This window comes from Jatrophihabitans telluris (assembly GCF_023516435.1).
In the GTDB taxonomy this organism is placed as follows: Bacteria; Actinomycetota; Actinomycetes; order Mycobacteriales; family Jatrophihabitantaceae; genus Jatrophihabitans_A; species Jatrophihabitans_A telluris.
Map to the genome: position 1 here is coordinate 342,534 of NZ_CP097332.1, position 23,188 is coordinate 365,721.

The window sequence follows — 23,188 nt, forward strand, 5'->3', positions numbered from 1 at the left end:
CGGAAGACCACGGCAGATGAAGATTGCCTTGTGCAGCAGTAAGGGTGGCGTCGGCAAGACCGCCACCGCCGCCAACCTGGCCGCGGTCTTCGCCGACTCGGGAGCTCGGGTGCTTGCCGTGGACGCCGACCCGCAGGAAAGTCTCGGCCGCGCGTTCGGGGTGGTGGCCGGAGCCGAGGACAGCCTGGCCGCGATCCTGGACCCGGACGAGCCCGCCGGTCTGGACACCGCGATCCGGCGCGACGTGATTCCCGGGCTGGACGTGCTGCCCAGCCATCCCAGCCTGGAACAGCGTGGGATCACCCTGGCCCAGCAAGGCGGTCTGGTGTCGAGTTTGCGCCGGGCCCTGCGCCCGGTCCGGGATCGGTACGACCACATCGTGATCGACACCCATGGTGACACCGGCAACCTGACCCTGGCCGCGGTCGCTGCTGCCGACGCGGTGCTCACCGTGTTCACCTCCGACCCCGGCAGCGCCCTCGGGGCGGTTCGGATCGCCGGATTCGTCAACCAGCACCGTACGTTCGAGAACACCGAGGCGGTGCTGCTGGGCGCGATCTGCGCGAACTGGGATGCCTCCGGCGCGGCGGCTCGTGACGTTGCCGCCGCCCTGGAATCCACCGACCTGCCCCTCTTCGCGACCCGGATCCCACAGTCGCGACGAGTGCCCAGTGCCACGCTTGCCAAACGTCCGGTGGTGTTGTCGGCGCCGAACAGCTCGGTGGCACTGGCCTATCGGGCGTTGGGGGAGGAAATCCTCCTCCGCGCCTCGGAGCTGGGCACCGCTCGCCCGGTACGCAAACGCAAGCCGATTCCCCGAACGGCCTGATCACCACTGCACGTGCGGCGGGCCGATCTGACCGCGCCGCCGAACTCAGACTTCGATGAAGCTGAGCAGGTGCAACAGTGCGCCGCCGTAGGCCTGTTCCGGATCGGCGTCGACGAACTCAGCCTCCGCGCCACCGACCTCGACGCGTACCCGCCACCCCTCGCTCGTCCGGTCGAGGGTCCGGAAGGTGCCCGCCAGCAGTTCGCGCAACTGCGTTTCCCTCGGTAGCCACAGGGCGTGCCGGTCCTCGACGGAGTCCAACGCCCACTCCGTCGTTCCGTTGAAGCCGATCACGGCCCCCTGGGGCAGCTGGTGCACCTCGACCGTCATGTCCGACAGGACGAACACCTCACCGGCCATCTCGTTCTGGGTGATCACGAACCGGTCGCCGGTCGCGGGTTTCCAGCGCAGACCCGCGGAACGCAGGGCGGTGGACAGTTCGACGGAGATCATGCCCCCATTATCGTCGGCGGCGGCTGGGACGGTTGCCCGACGGCCCTGCCGTCCGTCCGACCGGCGGTGTTGCCGTCCGTCCGACCGGCGGTGTTGCGGTCCGTCCGACCAGTGGCGTGGCTGTCCGTCCGGCGTGGGCCGGTGCGGTTCGGCTGCATCGCCGAGGCGGGTGTGTCGGGGACCTGGGCGGTGAGCGCGATCTCCGCGAGCGTGACGAACCCGGCGGCTCGCACGACAGCGGCGTCCCACTCCGGATCCTTCCAGTAGTCCGAGTGCCGGTGCAGACCTAGGAAGTAGGCCGAGGTACCCGTTCCGATGGCGGACAGGGACGCCGGCCGGACCGGATCGGCCAACCAGTGTTCGCGTCCAAGGATGCGGGCGTGCTCGGCGGTCATGCCGTCGGACTCCTCCAGCCGGCCCACGCAGTCCGAGTCGGCCGGCGTCAGCAGGCAGGCCGCCAGTGCCTCACCGGAGGCGGTGACACCCAGGTTCCAGGACAGCACCGCGCCGCCCAGCGGATCGGTGCCGCGAGCCAGGTTTCGCCAGCGTCCGTCGAGGCGCTGCAGCATCATGCGGTAGGAGGGGACGTCGATGACGGACGGGAAGCCGCGCGGGTAGGCCCACTGCAGCTGCGATCCGGCGGTGACCAGGCCGAGTCGCTGCGCGGCGTCGGTACCGGCCGTGTCGCCCAGCACCCGCAGGGTAGCGGCGGCGACCAGCAGGCTGCCTTGGCTGTGCCCGCAGAGCACGACCCGATACCCCTGCGCGAGGTAGCGCTCGACGCGGTCGGCCAGTTCGGGCACCACCTTCTGCGCGTAGCAGGGCGGGATGAACGGATGGGCCGAGCGCGGCCAGTAGGAGGCGAGGTCCCAGAGGATGCCCAGTTGTCGTGCGGTGTTCGGTCGGCGCGCCGCGGTGTACACGGCGTAGAGCAGTCCGAGCGCCAGGGCGTCGAGGGCCAGGACCCCGATATTGCCGAGGTCGTTGTACACGGCCTCGGAGGAGAGTCGAAGCCAGCGCACCGGTTCGGTCAGCACCGCATGGTTGGACAGCGCCCCGATCCAGTGCGGGAGCGGTCTCCGGTAGGCCGGCGCGTGCTCGGTGAGCATCCACTGCGCCTGCAGGGCCAAGGCGCCGATGACGGCCATCACCAGCGCCAGACCCGTCAGGATCCGGGCGCCCCAGAACTTGAGCCGCGCGATCTCCCAGGCGGCCGCCACGGTGCGCCTGCCGCCGCCGGATGTGCTGTCCTGCAGGAGGAAACCGGGCGCGTACCGCACGACGCTGGCGCGCAGCACCCTGATCAGAGTGGCCAGTATCAAGGTCACGGTGAAGGCGGCGATCAGGATGGCGGTGAGGCCCCAGAGCACCGTTACGTTGCCGTAGAACATCGGTAGTTTGAGCCGGTTCCCCGCGCCTGGAGCGGTGACCAGTTGCGGGCGGCAACTACCGTGCAGGCATCCGCTTGCGGTATAGGACAGGCCCACCCCGAGCCCGGCGCCGAGCAGGGCCGCCAGTGCTGTGATCGGCGCAGAGAACCAACCCTGCGCCCAGGGACGGAAGGGGTGCGGCGTCTCATACGACGATCCCAGTGCGCGATGCGGCTTCCAGGCCTGCGCGGCCGGCAGGATCAACGCCAGCGACAGCAGCAGGGTGAGCAGAGCGAGGGCGGTCATCAACAGCCCGACCGTGTCGTCCGAGCCCGGAAGGGGCAGCGGATTGTGGTCCGCGGCCAGTCCGTAGGGAGCCGTCGACGCTGTCGGTGCGACCCAGGCGGCGAGCAGGAGGAGCACGACCATCGCGGCCGAGGAAGCGCGGCCGGCGACGATGGCCAGTTGCTTGTGCCAGCGGTGGCCGAAGGCGTCGGTGGGATCGTCGAGCACCGTCGTGGCCAGCAGGCTGAAGGCCAGGATGATTCCGGCGATGATCCACAGTACGAGCCGGAACGCGGACTTCGGCGGATGAGGCCCGCCGAGAATGAGCAGCGTCGCCGTGCAGACCGAGGCAGCGACATGCAGCGCGCGCAGTGTCGGCACATCCGGATCGCCGGAGTAGAACGCGGAGCTGGCGGCGGCAACGCCCGAGTCGGCGCTCGGACGGCGGACCGCGACATTGCTACTCCAGGCTGCGGTCGAGATCTGGTTGATGATCGCGATCACGACGAGCAGCAGAAGGCCGCCGATCATGCTCCGCCGCCAGGGATGTTCGAAGAACCATCCCAGGTGTGAGACCGAGCCGAGGCACCGGTTCGTGCCGGTTGCGCACTGATTGACCAGCAGGTCCATGACGATCACCGTGAGCTGTGCCACGAGCAGGCAGCTCAGCACGATGCCGATCAGGCGCAGGACGGCACGGCACAAACCGAGCATCGCCACGCCGGGTCCGCGGACCAGCCACCGCGGCGGCAGCATCCAGTGCGCAACGTTGGCCATGGCAAACGGGAAGAGCAGCGCCCAGATCGCCTTCGACCACCCGCCGGAGGTCATCTTTCCCCAGTGGTATCCCTCGACGAGGTGCTCCACCGGTCCGTCGGGGGTCTCCAGCGGGGGATCGGCAGGGGGCGGCTCAACTCGTCGGCCGGGCGGAAGATGCGGCCGACGCCGTCACCGGCCACCTGGATCACGTGCGGTGTGTCGAGCAGGCTGGCCGGTGCGGTGCCGCTCACGCCGTGCACGCGGATCTCGACGATGGTCCGGTGCGGATCGGTCGGGTGCGGATCGGTCGGGTGCGGATCGTTCGGTTGCCGATCGGTCGGGTGCGGATCGGTCGGGTGCGGATCGGTCGGGTGCGGATCAGTCATAGCGGACAACCCCCTGCGCAGCTGCTTCCCTCAGCTGCAGGAGACAACGGTCCCGCGTCAGATACGTTCGGGCAAGAGCTGTTCAGCCCCGGGGCCGAGCTGCCGGTGGTAGTCAGCCCGTGGCGACGGCCTGCTGAGCCAGCGCCTGCAGGGCGGCGTCGTTGTTGTTCGTGGTTCCGGAGGTGTAGGCCGCCTCGGCGACGCTGACCTGTTTGTCGTTGCGCTGGGCGGCGAAAGCGGCGTTGTCGGAGATGTGGGCCGGTGCGTTGGTGAACGTCGTCCCCTCCCGCAGGAGATCGTTGACGTTGCCCGTACCGTCGGCACTGACGAGCTTGTCGAACAGATTTGCCTTACCACTGTTGGTGAAAGTGATCACGTACGACGCGATCACCACGGTCCGGTTGCTGCTCTGGGTGGTGATCAGTGCCCGGTGCAGCGACGAGCACGGGGTCTTGGCGAGGAAAGCGGCAACCCGGCCGTAGGAATGACCCGCGCAGTCGGTCTGGTCGTCGGCGGCCTGCTGCGTCCAGCCGGTGGGCAGGTTGGGGTTGGCGGAGCTGCTGCCGTTGGATGCTGAACTGCCCGGTGCGGACGAACTGGCCGCACCCGATTTCGGTGCGGTGGCACCCGTGTTCGACTTGTGCGGTCCGTGCACGACGAGCAGGAACCCGAGCACGAGCAGGCTCACGACCAGCCACGCTCCGACAATGGCGGCAATCACCGGCAGACGGCTGCGGGGCTCGTCCTCGAGATCGTCGGCGAAGGCGTGGTAGCCGCTGCGTTGGTAGCCGGACGCCAGGGTTGGGTCTTCATAACCCGGCTGATACTGGGGCTGGCGGTAGTCCGGGCCGGCCGAGCCAGGCTCGTAGCCGGACGGCTGGTACGGGGGTGGCGTGCCGGGCTGATATCCAGTGGGCTGGTATCCGCCGGGTTGGTAACCAGCCGGGGGCGGAGTTGTGCGGGGCTGTGCGGCGGGGGGCTGTGCGGCGTTCTCCGGCGTCGCTTCGGAGCCCCCGCTCCACTCCTCGTCGGGATCGGTCAGCCAGCTCACGTCACTACCTCTTTGCGCCGGCGCTCGTCGCCCGCTCAGCCGCTACCGTAGCCGGACCAGGCTCACACACGTGTTCGGACGAGGTGAACAGGAGCCCGCGCAGGGCAGGTGCCCCCCGGATCCCGGGGCTCGCACGCGCGCGGCCGAGCGATAGGGAGAATGTCAGAATGGCGGACGAGCTGCACTATGACGTGGTCGTTGTCGGGCTGGGCGCGATGGGTTCGTCCGCGGCGCACCATCTGGCCCGTCGCGGCGCGCGTGTGCTCGGAGTGGAACAGTTCACTCCGGCTCACTCGCTGGGATCGTCACACGGCGAGACCCGCATCGTGCGGCAGGCGTACTTCGAGAAGCCCGACTACGTGCCGCTGCTACAGCGTTCCTACGAGTTGTGGGACGAGCTGTCGGCCGACTTCGGGGAGGAGCTGTTCACCCGGTGCGGGGCGCTGATGATCGGCGAACCCGATTCGGCCGTGGTGACCGGCACCCTGGAGTCGGCACGGCGCTGGAATCTGCCGCACGAGGTGCTCGACGCTGCCGCGATGCGCGAGCGTTATCCGCAGTTCACGCTGCCCCCGTCGCAGGTGGCGGTGTTCGAGGCCAACGCCGGTTTCGCGCGTCCGGAGGCGAGCGTGCTCGCCAACATCGAGCTCGCGCTGCAGGCCGGGGCCGAGCTCTGGTTCGACACCGAAGTGGACTCCGTGCAGCTCGGGCCGTCCGGGGTGCACATTAACGCCGGTGGTGTCGAGGTGACGGCCGAGCGGGCGGTGCTGGCGGTGGGTGCCTGGGCCTCGGCGGCCCTGGGCGATTCCGCGCTGGCACGGTTGAGTGACTTCGGGGTCGAGGTCACCCGGCAGACCGTGCACTGGTTCGAGCCGGTCGGTGGTGCCCAGGCGCTGGCGGACTACGTCCCGGACAAGATGCCGGTGTACCTGTGGGAGTGGCCGCACTCCTCCGGTGACGCCGTCGACATCTACGGATTCCCTTATTTGGAAGGGGATCCTGGAGTGAAGGTGAGCCTGTACAAGGCCGGCGACGTGGTCGATCCGCGGACCGTCGACCGATCGGTGTCGGACTCTGACGCCGAGCGCCTGGCCCCGGTGCTGCAGCGGTCCCTGCCGGGGCTGGCCGGGCGGCGGGTGAAGGGCAGCGCGTGCATGTACGCAGGCGTGGCCGATGACGACTTCATCCTCGGAATCCATCCGGGCTCGTCCGGCCGCGTCGTGCTGGCGGTCGGGTTCTCCGGTCACGGCTTCAAGTTCATGCCGGTGGTGGGCGAGATCGTCGCGGACCTCGCCCTGACCGGGAAGACCAGCCTGGACATCGACTTCCTGAGTCCGTCCCGCCTCCGCTAGCCGCTTCCACGTTGACGTTGCCCTTGTTGCGCGCGTCCGCACGTTGACGTTGCCCTTGTTGCGCGTCGTCGGGCGTTGACGTTGCCCTTGTTGCGCGTCGTCAGGCGTTGACGTTGCCCTTGTTGCGCGTCGTCAGGCGTTGACGTTGCCCTTGTTGCGCGTCGTCAGCTGTGATCAGTGATCGGGAAGATGACCTCACGCACCAGAACCCGCAGGCCCAGCGCGACCGGGACCGCGAACAAGGCGCCGGGTATGCCGAGAATTGCCCCGCCCAGGATCACCGACGGAACCGTGATCACGCCGGGAAGCTCGACCGAGTAGCGCATGACCCTGGGCTGGATCAGATAGTCCTCGGCCATCCGGTAGCCGATGTAGAAGGCCAGGGTTGCGATGGCCGTCGGGAGGCTGACCGTGAGTGAGACCAGGGTGACGATGATGCCCCCGATCGTGGAGCCGAGTACGGGAACAAGAGCAAGAACCGAAACCAGCGCTCCGAGCAGAACCGCGTACGGGATCCCCCAGCACGCCGCCCAGATGGCGGTGCCGGCACCGCAGAGGAGCGCGATCAGGACCGTCGAGAGCATGTAGCGACCGACCTGTCCAAGCAGGTCGTCGACGAGTATTCCGACCCGTGCGCGACGTGACATCGGGATGGCCTTCATCGCCACGTCCCGCATCCTCGGCAGTTCGATCGCGAAGTACAGCGACAGGAACGCCACGACGGCGACGTCCGTCACGCCTTCGAACAGCAAGGCGCCGCTGGTGAGCACGTAGTTGAGGAGTTTCGTCGGATTCAGACTGCTGGTCGACGAGCTCGTCGAGGTCGCGAGCTTGGCACCGAGTGATCCGAGGTGCCCTTCGGCGTTCTTGATCAGCTCCGGAACCTGTTTGATCAGGCTGGGCAGCTGGCTCGTCGCGGCGTCGGCGGCGAGGAAGAACGGCGCGGTGAGCAGCGTGACGACCGCCAGCCAGGTCAGGAAAGCCGCGACCGGACGGGCCAGGCCACGGCGTTGCAGGAACTGCACCAATGGATCCAGGGTCACGCCGATGAGCAGGGCGAAGGCGACGAGCAGGACGACGGTCCGCAGCCGCTCGATGATCACGAACCCGAGGTAGGCCACCCCGACGCCGACGGCGAACCAGGCCGCGAAGGCGATGACCGAACGGGGTCGTCGGATGGTCACCTCGGCTTGGGATGCCTCCGGGGTGCCCCCGACCTCGACCGCGCCTGTGGTGTCCATCGCAAGCCAGGCTAGTGGACGGAATCGGGTTCCGGCCGGTCCTGCGCCGAGGACAGGTGCCCCCGACCAGCCGCGACGTTCACAGCAAGCGCTGTCTTTTCTCCCAGGATCCGGCGAGGTGCGGCGAGTTAATTGAGTGAGGACGAGAGCAGCAGCTCCCAACCACTTGACCACCGCAGCGTCATTCGCATCGAAGAGGTAGCCACGATGAACGACCAGCCCACCCCTGAGGCCAACGATCCGCGCCCGGCCGACACGCAGGGCGACCGGCCCGGTGCGCAACCGCCGGTGACGGCTCGTCCCGTCGGGCCCACCGATGACTATGGCGCTCCAAGCTTCTACCACCAGACCCGCGGCTACGGCGAAGGTCCGGCGACCGAGGCAACGGGCGATGCGCAGGCGCAGTACCCGGCGCCGCCGTCGCAGCTGGACGAGGCCAACCAGCCGTACCCGTCCCAGCCGTTAGGCCAGCCGAACCCATCCCAGCCGTACCCGTCCCAGCCGTTCGGCCAGGCGTACGCGTCCCAGGCGTACCCGTCCCAGGCGTACCCGTCCCAGGCGTACCCGTCCCAGGCGTACCCGTCCCAGGCGTACCCGTCCCAGGCGTATCCGTCCCAGGCGTTCGGCCAGCCCGATCCGTACCAGCCGAATCCCTACGGTGGCCAGCAGTACTGGGCTCCGGCGAACTACTGGGCGCCCCCGCAACCGCACCAGTCCGTCGCGGCGGGAACGGGTGCCAACGTCCCGCGCCACCGCCGGGTGCTCATCGGATCGGTGGCGGCCGCGTGCGCGGTGGGCCTGACCGTGGGCGCGGTGGCCTACTCGGTTGCTCAGTCCAACCGCAATTCCACGGCGCAGACCTCGGTCACGGCACCTGCCCAGAGCGGCACCGGGTCCTCAGGTTCATCAGGGTCGGACGGGACGTCCGGCGGCACCTCCGGCGGGGGCCAGTTCGGTTGGAGCAACCCGTTCGGGTCCAACGGCCTGGGCAACTCCGGGTCGTCGGGCACGTCCAGCACCGCGACGAAGGCCACCGCGGCCCAGTCCAAAGGCGTCGTGGACATCAACACCGTGCTCGACTACGGGACCGGAAAGGCCGCCGGGACCGGGATCGTGTTGAACTCGGACGGGACGATCCTGACGAACAACCACGTGGTCCAGGGCTCGACGAGCATCTCGGTCACCGTCGTCAGTACCGGTAAGACCTACACGGCAACCGTCGTCGGCACCGACCCGACGGACGACGTCGCCGTGCTGAAGCTCGCGAACGCTTCGGGGCTGACCACGGCCAGCCTCGGCAACTCGAGCGCGGTCGCGGCCGGTGACAAGGTGACCGCAGTAGGAAACGCCGGCGGAACCGGTGGGACGCCGAGCGCCGCCGCCGGTAGTGTGACCGCTCTTGACCAGTCGATCACGGCCAGCGATTCCGACGGCAGCAACGCCGAGAAGCTCACCGGCATGATCCAGGTCGACGCTGACATCCAGGCCGGCGATTCCGGTGGTCCGCTCTACAACTCGGCCGGACAGGTCATCGGGATCGATACCGCAGCGTCCTCCTCACAGTCGTCCCAGACGGTCGGGTTCGCCGTTCCGATTGCGAAGGCGACCTCGCTGGCGAGCCAGATTCTTTCGGGGACGGACAACTCCACGATCCACCAGGGTTACCCGGCTTTCCTCGGGGTTCAGCTCTCGGCTCAGGCGAGCTCGTCGACCGCGGGCGTGCCGGTGGCCGGCGTCGTCGCCAACTCGGCAGCAGCCAAGGCGGGCCTGGCTCAGGGCGACACGATCACAGGGATCAACGGCACCGTGGTCAACACCGCGACCGGCCTGTCGGGCCTGCTCGCCAAGCACAACCCGGGTGACACGATCACGGTCAAGTGGGTTGACGCGAACGGCGCATCCCACACGGCCTCGGTCACCCTGGGTTCGGGGCCGGCGGACTGATCGGCACGGCCAGCTCGTCCGGCTGGCGGGATTGCCCCCACAATGCCCCAGCCAGCCGGCGGACCAACCCGGGTGAGCATGCCGGTGTCGGTCGACAACTGAACAGCGCGGTCCCCCACCGCGCACCAGCCCGCGACCCGCGGCCGAGACTTAGCTCCGGCCGCGGGTCGCGGCATCTTCCGCCTACGTCCCACGGCGCTCGTTGAGGTTGCCGTTGTTGCGGGCCGGCGCTCGTTGAAGTTGCCGTTGTTGCGGGCCGGCGTTCGTCGAACAACATGGGCAGCGTCGACGCGGGCGGGTCGACGACGAGGGCAACGTGAGCCCGGGCGGGAGCCGGGGCAACGTGAGCCCGGGCCGGAGCCGGGGCCGGGGCCTTGGCCTGGGCCTTGGCCAAAGCGGATCAGGGTGGGAACCGGGGTTGTCCCCGATCCCGTTTGCCCCTGCTCTTTCTAGCGTCTGACGTATGCCCAGTCCTCCGGCCCGGTCCCGCAAGTCGCCAACGTTGTTGGCTGCTGGTTGGGCGGCTGCCTTTGCCGCTCTGCACGGCTACTGGGCCGGCGGTGGCAGCGCGGCCAGACCGCCCTTGTCCGGGACGAACAGCCATTCGGCGCAGCTTGTTGTGGACGTGGCGGCCATTTCGGTTTGCCTGGCCGGTGTCGCTCTGGCGGTGGGGTTGGCGCAGACCGGTTACCGGGCCTTGACCTGGATGCTGGCATGTTCGGCCGCGGCGGTGATGTTGTGGCATGCCGGGCTGAACTATGCCTTTCTGGGACTCCGATGCGCGCTCGGGCAGCCCCTCACCGCAGCTGATCGCTACTCTGCCCTGTTCTACGAGCCGTTCTGGTTACTGGGCGGGATTGTCTGGGCGCTGGCCGCGGCCGGCTACCGACGTCGCCGCGCGCTCCCGGACACTCGAGGCCGGGCCACGACCGGCAACAAGGGCAACGTCAACGTTGGGGGACCGGCAACAAGGGCAACGTCAACGGCCGTGGGTGTTCAGGTAACTGTCGATCTCAGCCACGATGCGGGATTTGACGTCGTCCGGGGCGAAGGAGTGCCGGACTCCGTTGCGGGCCAGGTCAGCCAGGCCGGACTCGTCGAGGCCCAATAGCTCCGCGGCCACGCCGTATTCGTGGTTGAGATCGGTCGAGAACATCGGCGGATCGTCGGAGTTGATCGACACCGGAACTCCGGCGGCCACGAACGCCGACAGCGGATGGTCCTCCAGCCGCGCCACGGCGCGGGTGGCGATGTTGGAGGTGGGGCAGACCTCGAGCGGAATCTGGTGCTCGGCGAGGTAGGAAAGCAGGGCCGGGTCCTGCGCCGATGTCGTTCCGTGGCCGATCCGCTCGGCGCCGAGCACCTGCAAGGCATCCCATACTGTTTGTGGCCCTGTCGTCTCACCGGCGTGCGGAGCGCTGTGCAGACCCGCGGCGCGTGCGGCGTCGAAGTGGGCTTTGAACTGCGGCCGGGGCACCCCGATCTCCGGACCGCCGAGCCCGAAGCTGACGAGTCCTGCCGGGGCGAGACGCGTTGCCGCGTCGAGAGTCACGTCAGCGGCTGGGATCCCGGCCTCGCCCGGAATGTCGAAGCACCAGCGAAGGACAAGATCGAGATCGCGCTCGGCGCTGACGCGGGCGTCTTCGATTGCTTCCATGAACTGTTCGCCCGGTATGCCGCGGCGGATGCTCGAGTAGGGCGACACCGTCAGTTCGGCGTAGCGGATGTTGAGGGCGGCCATGTCACGGGCGACCTCGTAGGTGAGGGTTCGTACGTCTTCGGCGTCCCTGATGAGGTCGACAACAGACAGGTAGACCTCGATGAAATGGGCGAAGTCGGAGAAGGTGAAGTACTCAGCCAGCTTCGAGGGATCGGTGGGCACGGGAGCGCCTGGATAGCGGGAGGCCAGTTCCGAGACGATCCGCGGGGATGCCGAGCCAACGTGGTGGACGTGCAACTCGGCCTTGGGCAGACCGGCGATGAAGCCGGCATACTTCGACGGCCGGCTGAACCGCCCCAGCTCTGCAGAGGACGTGGCCACGTACGCCTGGGGTGCGGCCACGTTCGCCGAGGCGGACGGAGCATTGCTGGGATCGACAGTCATGGAAGTAATTCTGACATGTCCGTGTCAGCTATTGTCGACCGGGCTGACAGCTCAAGCCGACAATGCTGCCGAGACAATCTCCTGAGCTTCGGCCTGAATGCGGGCCAGGTGCTCTGGGCCATCGAAGGATTCGGCGTAGAGCTTGTACACGTCTTCGGTGCCCGACGGACGAGCGGCGAACCAGCCGCGGTCGGTCGTCACTTTCAGCCCACCGATCGCGGCCCCGTTGCCGGGGGCGGCGGTGAGCTTGTCGGTGATCTCGTCCCCGGCGAGCGTCGAGGCGACAACCTGTTCCGGAGCGAGTTTGCCCAATACTGCCTTCTGCTCTCGGGTGGCGGGAGAATCGATACGCGCGTACGCCGGCGATCCGAACGTCTCAGTAAGCGCTGCGTAGTGCTCGGACGGGGATTGCCCCGTTACGGCCTGGATTTCGGACGCGAGCAGGCACAGCAGGATCCCGTCCTTGTCGGTGGTCCACACCGACCCGTCCTGTTGCAGGAACGACGCGCCGGCGGATTCCTCGCCACCGAAGCCGATGGACCCGTCGAGCAGACCGGGCACGAACCATTTGAAACCAACCGGCACCTCGACCAAACGACGACCCAGCGAGGCTGCGACCCTGTCGATCATCGACGAGGACACCAGCGTCTTTCCGATCGCCGCGTCAGCCGACCAACCCGGTCGATTCGCATACAGATACTGGATCGCGACCGCCAGATAGTGGTTGGGGTTCATCAGGCCGTCAGGTGTGACGATCCCATGGCGGTCGGAGTCGGTGTCGTTGCCGGTGGCGATGTCGTAGCGCCCGGGCTCAGCCTCCATCCGGCCGATGAGCGAGGCCATGGCGTTCGGCGACGAGCAGTCCATTCGGATCTTGCCGTCCCAGTCCAGCGTCATGAAAGCGAACTGCGGGTCGACGTTCGGGTTGACCACGGTCAGGTTCAGTCCGTAGTGCGAGGCGATCTCGCCCCAGTACGCGACCGAGGCGCCGCCGAGCGGGTCAGCGCCGATCCGGACGCCGGCCTCTCTGACTGCGTCCATCCGAAGGGCACCCGACAGGGCTTGGGTGTATTCAGCGAGGAAGTCGTAGCGGTTGATGTGGCGGGAGGACCTGAGCGCCTTTTCGAAGGGAACTCGCCTCACCCCTTCGGTGCCTTCGAGTCCGTTGGCCAGGATTTCGTTGGCCCGGTTCTGGATCCAGCCGGTGATCTCTGTGCCGGCAGGACCGCCGTCGGGCGGGTTGTACTTGAAGCCGCCGTCACCGGGCGGGTTGTGCGACGGTGTGACCACGACCCCGTCGGCCTGACCACGAGTGTGCGGATTGCGGCCGGTGTTGTGAACGAGGATCGCCCGGGACAGGGCCGGCGTCGGAACCAGACCACCCCGCGCGTCGATGAGCACGGTCACGTCGTTGGCGGCGAACACCTCCAGGGCTGAGCGGACAGCGGGCTCGGACAAGGCATGGCTGTCTGCCCCGAGAAACAGCGGACCGTCGATCCCTTGGCCGGCGCGGTATTCCACGATCGCCTGGCTGGTCGCCAGGATGTGGTCCTCGTTGAAGGTCGTCGTGATCGATGAACCGCGATGCCCGGAGGTCCCGAACGAGACGCGCTGCTCCGTCACGGACACGTCCGGATGCTGGGAGTAGTAGGCATCCACCAGTGCGGAGACGTCGATGAGGTCCGACGGTTGGGCCAGCTGACCGGCCCTTGAGGAGTTCGCCATGCTGCGATCCAACCACCTCGCGAGGCCTGTGAGCGAGAGTGCGGAGACCTTGTGGATAGCGACGGTGCTTGTGGACAGCGACGGCGCCTGTGGACGGCAAGGCATTTTCGATCCGCTTTGTGGATAACCCTCCGGGGTCGTCGGATGTCGTGTAAGAAGAACTACGTCGAACGGCCGCCTCGATACCGACGCACACAGATCAACGAGAGGAACCACGAAGTAATGATTCGCCGCCTCATCGCCGCGAGCGTGACGCTCACGGCGACAATCGCGGTAGCGTTCACCGCTACCGGAACTGCCCAGGCACGGGCACTTTCGCACGACAGACAAGCGAGCCACACCGTCGTCGCCGCGAGTTCGCTCCTCGCATCACCACGATCCGCACGCCCCCTGTTGCGCACGTTGCCCCCAGATCCGGACACCCACTGGAGGCTAGACGACCTGAAGCGTGCATTGATCGGTCAGACAGTCGGCCCGGCCGTCAGCACCCGCGGTGGTCAAGCCAAAATCGTGAAGTGGGTCGCGTCCGGCAAGTACTCGTTCCGGCAACTGACGATGAGCCGCCCCAACGTGCTGAGCGTCGGCGGCCGGCAGCACCCGAACGCGATCTACCCGCAGTCCTGGTGGAATCCAGGGTCGTGGGACTGGGGCAGCATCCTTGGCTCTGTCTGGGACGGCCTGTGGAACAAGTGCGCCAAGGGAGCCTTGACCGGGGTCGTCGGAAACGCGAGTGGCTCAGTGATCAGAAAGTTGGTCGTTCGAGGGGCGCGCGTCTACGTCGGCTGGCAAGGTTACGCGGTGCTTGCCATCAGCGGTTGCGTCGTCAATCTTCTGCACGCCGGATAGGAACGGATCATGTCAGGTAACCAGCCGCGCGGCCGCGGTCTCTTTCGCCGCTTCTTCGAAGCGATCGGGCTACTACGGGGCGAGCAGTCGGTCGACTTCCGCGACCTGTCCCTCGGCCACAAGATCCTCTACGTAGCAATCGTCGTTGCCGCTTGTCTGGTGGTCGCCAAGCTGATCGCCTGAGGGATCAGCAGCGGTTCTCCGGAGATGGGCACGGCACCCCCCGCCGCCGTGCCCGTCTCCGGCTCTCACGCCGGTGGTGTGAGCGATTCCGGTAGGACGCCGTGATGAAACCATGAGGCAGAGCGTCGCGATCGCGATCGAAGCGGAACGTGGGCAGAATCAGCGTGGAGCCAGCGCCCGGAAGGCGCCGACAGCGAGCTGAAACGAGTTGGCGTGGTACGCGATAGCGACGGATTGCCCGATACGGGTACCGCTTCTGAGACCACGCGGGACGAGACCACGCGGGACGAGACCACGCGGGACGAGACCACGCGGGACGAGACCACGCGGGACGAGACCACGCGGGACGAGACCACGCGGGACCAACCCAGACGTGGTCGGCTCAGGGTCTACCTTGGTGCCGCGCCGGGCGTCGGAAAGACCTACCGGATGCTGGACGAGGGCAATCGTCGCTTCGCGCGCGGCACCGACGTCGTGGTCGCCTTCGTGGAGACCCACGGGCGCTCGCAGACCGCTGAACGGATCGCCGACCTCGAGGTGGTACCACGACTCAGGCTGACCTATCGCGGCACCGAGCAGGACGAACTCGACGTGAACGCGGTGCTGACCCGCCACCCGGAAGTCGCGCTGGTCGACGAGCTTGCGCACACCGACGTTCCGGGTACCGGGTTCGCCAAGCGCTGGCAGGCCGTATCCGTTCTGCTCGATCACGGAATAGACGTGGTCACCACGGTGAACATTCAGCACCTCGAGTCGGTGAACGATGTCGTCGAGGCGATCACCGGTGTTCCGCAAGGGGAAACCGTGCCCGACTCCATGGTCCGATCGGCCGAGCAGGTCGAACTCGTCGATATGACCCCGCAGGCGCTGCGCCGCCGGATGGCCCACGGCAACATCTATGCCGCGGACAAGATCGATGCGGCGCTGACGAACTACTTCCGCCCCGGAAACCTGACCGCCCTGCGTGAGCTGGCCCTGTTGTGGCTGGCGGACAGCGTGGAGGAGGGCCTGCAGCGATACCGCGAGCAGCACGGCATCGCCGCCACCTGGGAAACGAAGGAGCGGGTCGTCGTGGCCCTTACCGGTGGCCCGGAAGGGGATGCGTTGATCCGGCGCGCCGCCCGCATCGCGGCTCGCATCACCGGCGGGGAACTGCTGGCCGTTCACATCGTCCGCAGTGACGGCCTCACCGGTTCGTCCGTGGCCGCCCTCGATCAGCAGCGGCTGCTCGTCGAATCGCTCGGTGGCAGTTACCACTCAGTGTTGGGCGAGGACATTCCGTCCGCGGTGCTGGAATTCGCGCGGGCCAAGAATGCCACCCAGATCGTCATCGGAGCGAGCCGCCGACACCCGGTCGCCGCTGCTGTGACCGGTCCCGGAACCGGAATGAGCATCACCCGCCGCTCGGGGACCATCGACGTGCACGTCGTCAGTCACGACTACGTCGGAAAAGGTCAGGTGCTCCCGCGCCTGACCGGCGGCCTTACGGTCCGTCGGCGGCTGAGCGGACTCGCGGTGGGTGCCGTCCTGATGGCACTGCTCGTCCCGGTCGCCGCGCAGTACCGCACCAACCTCGCGCTCGCCAGCGATCTGCTGCTGTTTCTGCTCGTGGTGGTCATCTGCGCGCTGGTCGGTGGCTTCTACCCGGCCGTGGCCGCGGCGGTGGTGGCCAGTCTGTTGCTGAACTTCTACTTCGTCGAACCCTTGCACCGATTCACGATCGCGCGGCCCGAGAACTTCCTCGCTCTGGCCGTATTCGTGGTCATCGCGGTGCTGGTGTCGCGCGTGGTCGACCAGGCCGCCCGGCGCAACGTGGAGGCGGCTCGGTCCAACGCCGAGGCCGAAACCCTGTCGACGCTGGCCGGCAGCCTGCTGCGCGGCGAGCAGGCTCTGCCGGCGTTACTCGATCGCGTCCGTGAAACCTTCGCGGTCCGGTCGGCGACGGTGTTGCGGCGTCGATCCGAGACGGCTGGCCCGGACGGTTTCATTGTGGTGGCCAGCGTTGGGGACAACCCTTGCGTCCGTCCCGAAGAGGCCGATGTGGAGGTCCCGGTGGGGGAGGATCTGATCCTGCTGTTGTGCGGCAGGACCCTGGCCGCCGAGGACCAAAGGCTGCTCGCCGCCTTCGCCGCGGAGGTCGCCGTCGCCTACCGGCAACGCCAGTTATCCGAGCAAGCCGACACCGCGGAGCGGTTGGCGCAGGCCGATCAGGCTCGGACGGCTTTGCTGAACGCGGTGAGCCATGATCTGCGCACCCCGATCGCGTCCGCGAAAGCGGCCGTGTCGAGTCTGCGCAGCACGGACGTCGCCTGGAGCCCGTCCGACCAGGCGGAGTTGCTGTCCACAGCCGACAGCGCACTGGACCGCCTGACCTCACTCGTCACCAACCTGCTCGATCTGTCCCGCCTGCAGGCCGGGGCGCTGTCGGTGCTGACCCGTCCCGTCGGCCTCGACGACGTCGTCTCCCGAGCGATCCCGAGTGCCGACGGGGTCCGGCTCGAGGTGTCACCGGAGCTACCCGAGGTGCTGGCCGATCCGGGTCTGCTCGAGCGGGTGGTCGCCAACCTCGTCGAGAATGCCCGTCGCTACAGCCCGGCCGAAACGCCGGTACGGGTGAGTGCCGCGGCATCCAGCCACCTGGTCGACCTGCAGGTCATCGACCAGGGCCCGGGAATCCCTGACGAGGCGAAGGCCTCGGTCTTCGCGCCGTTCCAGCGTCGGGACGATCGGGCGGTCAGTACCGGGGCCGGGGTCGGCCTGGGCTTGGCCATCGCGCGAGGATTCACCGAGGCAATGGGCGGAACGATCCGCCTGGACGACACCCCAGGAGGCGGGCTGATGGTGACGATCTCACTACCGGTCGCGCCCTCGAGCAACGGTTCGTCCAACGGCACCGACCACGGGCGGGATTCCTGATGCGCGTACTTGTGGTCGACGACGAGCCACAGATCGTCCGGGCCCTGGTCATCAATCTGCGCGCCCGCGGGTATCAGGCACTGTCCGCGGCGACCGGGGCGCAGGCGTTGATCGAGGCGGCCAGACACCCTCCGGACCTGGTGCTGCTCGACCTGGGCCTACCCGACATGGACGGGGCGGATGTGATCACCGGGCTGCGGGGGTGGACCCAGGCGCCGATCATCGTGCTGTCGGGCCGGACGGGCGGCGGTGACAAGGTGACCGCACTGGACGCCGGAGCCGATGACTATGTCACCAAGCCGTTCGGAATGGACGAATTGATGGCCAGGATGCGCGCGGTCGCACGCCGGGTTGCTCCAGATCATGCCGCGGACCAGGCCGTCGTCCAGTTGGGCTCACGCAGCGTGGACCTGCCCGCGCACCGGGTCAGTGACGCCGACGGCGCGGAGATCCGGCTGACCAAGACCGAATGGGAGCTGTTGGAGCGGCTGCTCCGCAATCCCGGGAAGTTGATCACTCAACGACAGTTGCTGACGGAAGTGTGGGGACCGGCTTACGCCGATGAGTCCGGTTACCTGCGCTTCCACTTCGGACAGTTGCGTCGAAAGCTGGAGGACGACCCCGCCCGCCCGCGACACCTGATCACCGAGCCCGGCCTCGGCTACCGCTTCGCCGAATGATTCCCGCCGAGGTTGCCCTCGTGACCGGCCGAGCGTCGTTGAGGTTGCCCTTGTGACCGTCCGAGCGTCGTTGACGTTGCCCTTGTGACCGGCCGAGCGTCGTTGACGTTGCCCTCGTTGCGGATGAGGCTGCGCAACGAGGGCAACCTCAACAAGTCGGGCTGCGCAACGAGGGCAACCTCAACGGGTCGGGCTGCGCAACGAGGGCAACCTCAACAAGTCGGGCTGCGCAACGAGGGCAACCTCAACGAGCGGGGGGCTTGCGGAGAGCTACGGTCCCGTGGTTTAGTTTAGGCACTGAACAAATAAGTCGGACACGTGCGCGTAGCCCGCGCGACATACCGCAACCGCCGAGATCACCGCGAACAGCTCAGACAGAAGGCGAGTCATGACGACCCCCACCCCCGTTGGCCCCTCCACCCCGACCTCGACCGCAACCGGTCCGACTCCGACGAAGGCCGACCGGTTCTCCTTCGGCCTCTGGACCATCGGATGGACCGCACGCGATCCGTTCGGTGACGCGACCCGGGCCCCGCTCGATCCGATCGAAGCCGTGCACAAGCTCAACGAGCTCGGCGCCTACGGGATCACCTTCCACGACGACGACCTCGTTCCGTTCGGCTCGGAGTCCGCCAGCCGCGACAAGATCATCGGCCAGTTCAAGGACGCCCTCGCCGAGACCGGGGTGATCGTTCCGATGGTGACCACGAACCTGTTCACCCATCCGGTGTTCAAGGACGGCGGTTTCACCAGCAACAACCGCGACATTCGCCGCTACGCCCTGCGCAAGGTGCTGCGCAACATCGATCTGGCCGCGGACCTCGGCGCGAAGACCTTCGTCCTGTGGGGCGGCCGGGAAGGCAGCGAATACGACAGCGCGAAGGACGTCCAGGCGGCGCTGGAGCGCTACCGCGAGGGCATGAACCTGCTCTGCGAATACATCCTGGACAAGTCCTACGATCTGCGTTTCGCCATCGAGCCCAAGCCGAACGAGCCCCGCGGCGACATCCTGCTGCCGACGCTCGGTCACGCGATCGCCTTCGCCGACTCCCTGGAGCACCCGGAACTCGTGGGTATCAACCCGGAGGTCGGACACGAGCAGATGGCCGGCCTCAACTACGCCTCCGGCATCGCGCAGGCGCTCTACCACGACAAGCTTTTCCACATCGACCTCAATGGTCAGCGCGGCATCAAGTACGACCAGGATCTGGTCTTCGGTCACGGTGACCTCATGAACGCCTTCAGCCTGGTCGACCTGCTCGAGAACGGCGGCCCGAACGGTGGACCGTCCTACACCGGTCCCCGGCACTTCGACTACAAGCCGTCGCGCACCGAGGACTACGACGGGGTATGGGATTCCGCTCGCGCCAACATGCGGATGTACCTGCTGCTCAAGGAGCGGGCCGCTGCGTTCCGCTCCGACCCCGAGGTCATCGAAGCTCTGCAGTACGCCCGGGTACCCGAGCTGTCGGTGCCCACTCTCAACCCCGGCGAAACCTACGCCGATCTGCTGGCCGACCCGTCGACGTTCGAGGACTTCGACCCGGACGCCGCCGGCGAGCAGGGTTACGGTTTCGTCCGGCTCAACCAGCTGGCCATCGAGCATCTGATGGGCGCCCGCGGCTAGTACGGTTCTCGACGGCTGCGCGTTGTCTGTCCCACCGATGGCAACGCGCAGCCGTCGATCGTGCCCGCACGATTCGGATCTGAACTCGACCGAGAGCCGACGAGGAGCGCACTGTGCCACTGGTAGCCGGGGTGGATTCCTCCACCCAGTCCTGCAAGGTTGTCATTCGAGACGCCGACACCGGCGCGCTCGTCCGGCAGGGACGTGCCGTGCACCCCGAGGGGACCGAGGTCGACCCGCAGGCGTGGTGGGAAGCGCTGCACACTGCGATCGCCGCTGCCGGCGGGCTGGACGACGTGTCCGCGCTGAGCGTGGGCGGTCAGCAGCACGGGATGGTGTGCCTGGACGAGGACGGCCGAGTCGTTCGTCCAGCCCTGCTGTGGAACGACACCCGCTCGGCCAAAGCGGCCACCGACCTCACCGAGCAGCTCGGTGCCCAGGCGTGGGCGGACGCGGTCGGCCTGGTGCCGGTGGCCTCGTTCACGATCACGAAACTGCGCTGGCTGGCCGAGCACGAACCGGAGCACGCCGCGCGAGTGGCGGCGGTATGTCTGCCGCACGATTGGCTGACCTGGAAGCTGTCGGGGTCCAGCGACATCCGCGATCTGGTCACCGATCGCTCGGACGCCTCTGGGACCGGCTACTTCGATCCACGGGCGAACAACTACCGGCGAGACCTGCTGATGCTGGCCTTCGGCCGGGACCTGCTACTGCCCAAGGTGGCCGCACCCGCCGAGGCTGTGCGTGGCAACGGATCTTTGATTCTCGGCCCTGGCGGCGGTGACAATGCCGCCGCCGGCTTCGGGGTGGACGCCGGTGACGACGCCGTGGTCTCGTTGGGTACGTCGGGCACCGTCTTCGCCCGCAGCCGGACCGCCCCGGCCGATCCGTCCGGCATTGTGGCCGGATTCGCTGACATGACTGGGCAATTCCTGCCGCTGGTCTGCACGCTGAACGCCGCTCGCATACTCGATGCGACGGCGAGGGTGCTCGGTGTCGATCTGCCCCGGCTGAGCGAGCTGGCCCTGCAGGCGGAGCCCGGCGCGGAGGGCGTGACGCTGGTCCCGTATTTCGAGGGAGAGCGCACCCCCAACCTGCCCGACGCGACCGGGGCGATCCACGGGGTCACGCTGGCCAACGCCACACCGGCCAACTTCGCCCGCGCCGCCGTGGAGGGCATGTTGTCCGGGCTGGCTGAGGGCCTCAATGCCCTTGCCGCGCAAGGGTGTTCGGTCAGTGGGGTACGAATCGTCGGCGGTGCCGCGCAGTCCGAGGCGGTCCGCCGGATCGCACCGACCGTCTTCGGGGTACCGGTCGTCGTTCCCGCGCCGGGCGAGTACGTCGCCGACGGTGCGGCCAGGCAGGCGGCATGGGTCCTGACCGGAGCCGACACCCCACCGGTCTTCAGCCCGGCCGAACGGCCCGAGCGCTTCGAGGCTCCGCTCACTGCCGGCCTGGCCGAGCGGTACACCGAGGCTGCGCAGCACTACCTGAGACGGTGAGTCCGCGGTGACGGTCTCCGGCTTGCCGGCCGGGCAGCACACGGTTCGTCGACACAACCAGCAACTGGTCCTGTCGGCGTTGCTCGAGGCCACCGGATCGCGGGCCGACCTCGCTGCGCGCACCCGCCTCACCAAGGCGACCGTGTCCAGTCTGGTCGATGAATTGCTCGCTGCCGGCGTTCTGCACGAAGGGCCCCCCGCATCCTCGGGTCCGGGCCGGCCCTCCCGCCCCCTTACGTTCTCTCCCTTCGGCCCGGTGGCCATCGGTCTGGAGATCAACGTCGACTACATCGCGGCCTGCGTGCTCGATCTGTCCGGGCGAACCGTGCGGCATGCGCGGGCCGAGGTCGACAACCGCGACCGGAGCCCGGCGTCGCTACTGCAGGACGCCGCGTCGATGACTCGGCGCATCACCGACGGTCTCGGCCGCGGCGTGCTCGGCCTCGCCCTGGCGGTCCCCGGAGCGGTGTCTCCGGCCGGCCGCGTCATGCGGGCGCCGAACCTGCCGCGGTTGGCCGAGATCGAGCTCGCCGATCAGGCCGACGGTGCGCTGGGCCGGTGGGCCGGGTCCGGGGTGCTGATCGAGAACGAGGCCAACGTGGCCGCGCTGGCGTGGCTCCGGGATCGACCACGCGATGAGGATTTCGCCTACGTGTCAGGCGAAATCGGCGTGGGCGCGGGCCTGGTCGTCGGCGGGGGCCTCTTTCGTGGCGTGAACGGCTTCGCGGGCGAACTGGGTCACGTGGTGGTCGAGGCGGACGGGCCGGCCTGCGGCTGCGGCGGGCAGGGTTGCGTCGAGCAGTACGCCGGCCAGGACGTGCTGTTGGCCTCCGCGGGCGTGGGCGACGTCGATGGGCTGAGCGTGGCCTGGGCCTGCGGCGAACCTCGGGCGCGCGCGGCGGTGGAGCGCGCCGGCTCTGCCCTCGGCGTCGGGCTGGCCTCGCTGTTGAACGCGGTCGACGTCCCGCTCGTCGTCCTCGGTGGCCTGTATGCGCGGTTGTTCGACGAGATTCACCCTTCGTTGCGGGCCGAACTGCATCGACGGGCCCTGTCCGCCCCGCATCACGGCGGACGGCTGCTGCGGTCCGGCCTCGGCAGCGAAGCGGCCGTGCTGGGTGCTGCGGGCATGGTCGTGGAACAGGCGTTGGCCGACCCCGGCAGACTCAGCGAGTCGGTCGGGAGTTGAGGTTCCAGTATCCCTTGGCGTAGACGTCGGCCCGGGACAGGCCGTGCACAGCGAGCGCCTCACGCAGGGCCACGACAGCCCGGGATTCGCCCAGGACGTAGGCATAACCCCGGCCGGTGGGCGGTTGGTATCCGGTCAGGGCGTCGGCCAGCTTGTCGGAATAGCCGGGGGCGGCGTGTCCGCGCGTCACCCAGGTGACCTCGGTGTTGTCGGGCAACGGATAGTGCTCGTGCTCGTTGGCGATCTCGGCGAAAACGCGGAGCCGAGGCGTTTCGGGGACCCCAGAATGCGCTTCAGCGATAGCCGCGATCGCCGGCAGGCCTGACTCGTCCGTCAACGCCAGCAGCCAGTCGGCGGAGGGCGTGTCGATGGCGCCCCGGGGGCCGAAGAAGGTCACCTGCTGCCCCGGCTCGATTTCGGCCGCCCAGGTGGAGCCGGGACCGTGCCCGTGCAGGACGGCGTCGAGGACCAGGTCGGCCCCCGATACGGCTCGGACGGTGTAGCGCCGGCGGACCTCGCGCAGGTCCGCACCGTCCAGCACGACGGCGATGTCGCACCCCAAGGGCCAGTCCTGGGCGGCGATGTCGGCGCCGGTCAGGGTGATGCGTCTCATCCGTGGCGAGAGATCGGCCACGTTGGTGACGTCCGTACGGAATTGCCCGGTGCGGGTGATGTGTTGAACAGAGGACATGATGTGTTCAGCATGCCAGCAGGAGCTGGGTGCCGATCACGTACCTCACGCCAGAAGG

18 protein-coding genes are annotated in these 23,188 nt (G+C 68.0%); 10 read left to right on the forward strand and 8 right to left on the reverse strand.

Going from position 1 to position 23,188, the window contains the following annotated elements; translation table 11 throughout:
- Nucleotides 1–16 precede the first annotated feature (16 nt).
- A complete protein-coding gene (locus tag M6D93_RS01670) occupies nt 17–829 on the forward strand; it encodes a ParA family protein (RefSeq protein WP_249772435.1) in 813 nt (270 codons plus the stop codon).
- Nucleotides 830–874: 45 nt separating this feature from the next.
- Here M6D93_RS01670 and M6D93_RS01675 read toward each other — a convergent pair whose 3' ends face one another.
- The 4 genes from M6D93_RS01675 to M6D93_RS01690 all read right to left on the reverse strand — a co-directional run bounded on the left by M6D93_RS01675 (nt 875) and on the right by M6D93_RS01690 (nt 5,133).
- The gene (locus tag M6D93_RS01675) at nt 875–1,282 is read right to left on the reverse strand and encodes a hypothetical protein (RefSeq protein WP_249772436.1); all 408 of its coding nucleotides are present in this window, start codon (nt 1,280–1,282) and stop codon (nt 875–877) included.
- Nucleotides 1,279–3,804, reverse strand: coding sequence for a hypothetical protein (locus tag M6D93_RS01680; RefSeq protein ID WP_249772437.1), 2,526 nt, complete (start codon nt 3,802–3,804; stop codon nt 1,279–1,281). The genes M6D93_RS01675 and M6D93_RS01680 overlap by 4 nt, the downstream gene beginning before the upstream one ends.
- Complete coding sequence (locus M6D93_RS01685) at nt 3,765–4,082, reverse strand: hypothetical protein (RefSeq protein ID WP_249772438.1); 318 nt, start codon at nt 4,080–4,082, stop codon at nt 3,765–3,767. Before M6D93_RS01685 ends, M6D93_RS01680 begins: the two co-directional genes overlap by 40 nt.
- A 112-nt stretch (nt 4,083–4,194) precedes the next feature.
- Nucleotides 4,195–5,133 (reverse strand): DUF3824 domain-containing protein, encoded by a 939-nt coding sequence (locus M6D93_RS01690; protein ID WP_249772439.1) that lies wholly within the window; start codon nt 5,131–5,133, stop codon nt 4,195–4,197.
- A gap of 167 nt (nt 5,134–5,300) precedes the next feature.
- Between M6D93_RS01690 and solA the strand changes: the two genes are divergently transcribed.
- Nucleotides 5,301–6,485 (forward strand): N-methyl-L-tryptophan oxidase, encoded by a 1,185-nt coding sequence (gene solA / locus M6D93_RS01695; RefSeq protein WP_249772440.1) that lies wholly within the window; start codon nt 5,301–5,303, stop codon nt 6,483–6,485.
- A 164-nt stretch (nt 6,486–6,649) separates the two neighbouring features.
- On the opposite strand, the gene M6D93_RS01700 is transcribed toward solA, so the two are convergent.
- The gene (locus M6D93_RS01700; RefSeq protein ID WP_249772441.1) at nt 6,650–7,726 is read right to left on the reverse strand and encodes an AI-2E family transporter; all 1,077 of its coding nucleotides are present in this window, start codon (nt 7,724–7,726) and stop codon (nt 6,650–6,652) included.
- Nucleotides 7,727–7,933: 207 nt separating this feature from the next.
- Between M6D93_RS01700 and M6D93_RS01705 the strand changes: the two genes are divergently transcribed.
- A complete protein-coding gene (locus tag M6D93_RS01705) occupies nt 7,934–9,670 on the forward strand; it encodes a S1C family serine protease (RefSeq protein ID WP_249772442.1) in 1,737 nt (578 codons plus the stop codon).
- Between the two features lie 979 nt (nt 9,671–10,649).
- Here M6D93_RS01705 and M6D93_RS01710 read toward each other — a convergent pair.
- Entirely contained in the window at nt 10,650–11,774 is a 1,125-nt protein-coding gene (locus M6D93_RS01710) for an adenosine deaminase (RefSeq protein WP_249772443.1), read from the reverse strand.
- A 51-nt stretch (nt 11,775–11,825) separates the two neighbouring features.
- Nucleotides 11,826–13,499: a phosphoglucomutase (alpha-D-glucose-1,6-bisphosphate-dependent) gene (gene pgm, locus M6D93_RS01715; RefSeq protein WP_249772444.1), complete on the reverse strand. Its 1,674-nt coding sequence runs from the start codon at nt 13,497–13,499 to the stop codon at nt 11,826–11,828.
- A gap of 144 nt (nt 13,500–13,643) precedes the next feature.
- Between pgm and M6D93_RS01720 the strand changes: the two genes are divergently transcribed.
- The 7 genes from M6D93_RS01720 to M6D93_RS01750 all read left to right on the forward strand — a co-directional run bounded on the left by M6D93_RS01720 (nt 13,644) and on the right by M6D93_RS01750 (nt 22,439).
- Nucleotides 13,644–14,345, forward strand: a complete 702-nt coding sequence (locus tag M6D93_RS01720; RefSeq protein WP_249772445.1) for a hypothetical protein — start codon at nt 13,644–13,646, stop codon at nt 14,343–14,345.
- 9 nt (nt 14,346–14,354) lie between these two features.
- Nucleotides 14,355–14,528, forward strand: a complete 174-nt coding sequence (locus tag M6D93_RS01725; protein ID WP_249772446.1) for a hypothetical protein — start codon at nt 14,355–14,357, stop codon at nt 14,526–14,528.
- A gap of 213 nt (nt 14,529–14,741) precedes the next feature.
- On the forward strand, nt 14,742–17,444 hold the full coding sequence (locus M6D93_RS01730; RefSeq protein ID WP_249772447.1) for a sensor histidine kinase: 2,703 nt from the start codon (nt 14,742–14,744) through the stop codon (nt 17,442–17,444).
- Complete coding sequence (locus tag M6D93_RS01735; protein WP_249774246.1) at nt 17,441–18,124, forward strand: response regulator; 684 nt, start codon at nt 17,441–17,443, stop codon at nt 18,122–18,124. The genes M6D93_RS01730 and M6D93_RS01735 overlap by 4 nt, the downstream gene beginning before the upstream one ends.
- Nucleotides 18,125–18,512: 388 nt before the next feature.
- Nucleotides 18,513–19,751 (forward strand): xylose isomerase, encoded by a 1,239-nt coding sequence (xylA, locus tag M6D93_RS01740; protein ID WP_249772448.1) that lies wholly within the window; start codon nt 18,513–18,515, stop codon nt 19,749–19,751.
- A gap of 113 nt (nt 19,752–19,864) precedes the next feature.
- Nucleotides 19,865–21,253 (forward strand): xylulokinase, encoded by a 1,389-nt coding sequence (gene xylB, locus M6D93_RS01745; RefSeq protein WP_249772449.1) that lies wholly within the window; start codon nt 19,865–19,867, stop codon nt 21,251–21,253.
- A gap of 7 nt (nt 21,254–21,260) precedes the next feature.
- The gene (locus tag M6D93_RS01750; protein ID WP_249772450.1) at nt 21,261–22,439 is read left to right on the forward strand and encodes an ROK family protein; all 1,179 of its coding nucleotides are present in this window, start codon (nt 21,261–21,263) and stop codon (nt 22,437–22,439) included.
- Here M6D93_RS01750 and M6D93_RS01755 read toward each other — a convergent pair.
- Nucleotides 22,417–23,130, reverse strand: coding sequence for a siderophore-interacting protein (locus M6D93_RS01755; protein ID WP_249772451.1), 714 nt, complete (start codon nt 23,128–23,130; stop codon nt 22,417–22,419). The genes M6D93_RS01750 and M6D93_RS01755 overlap by 23 nt on opposite strands.
- Nucleotides 23,131–23,188: the final 58 nt, after the last annotated feature.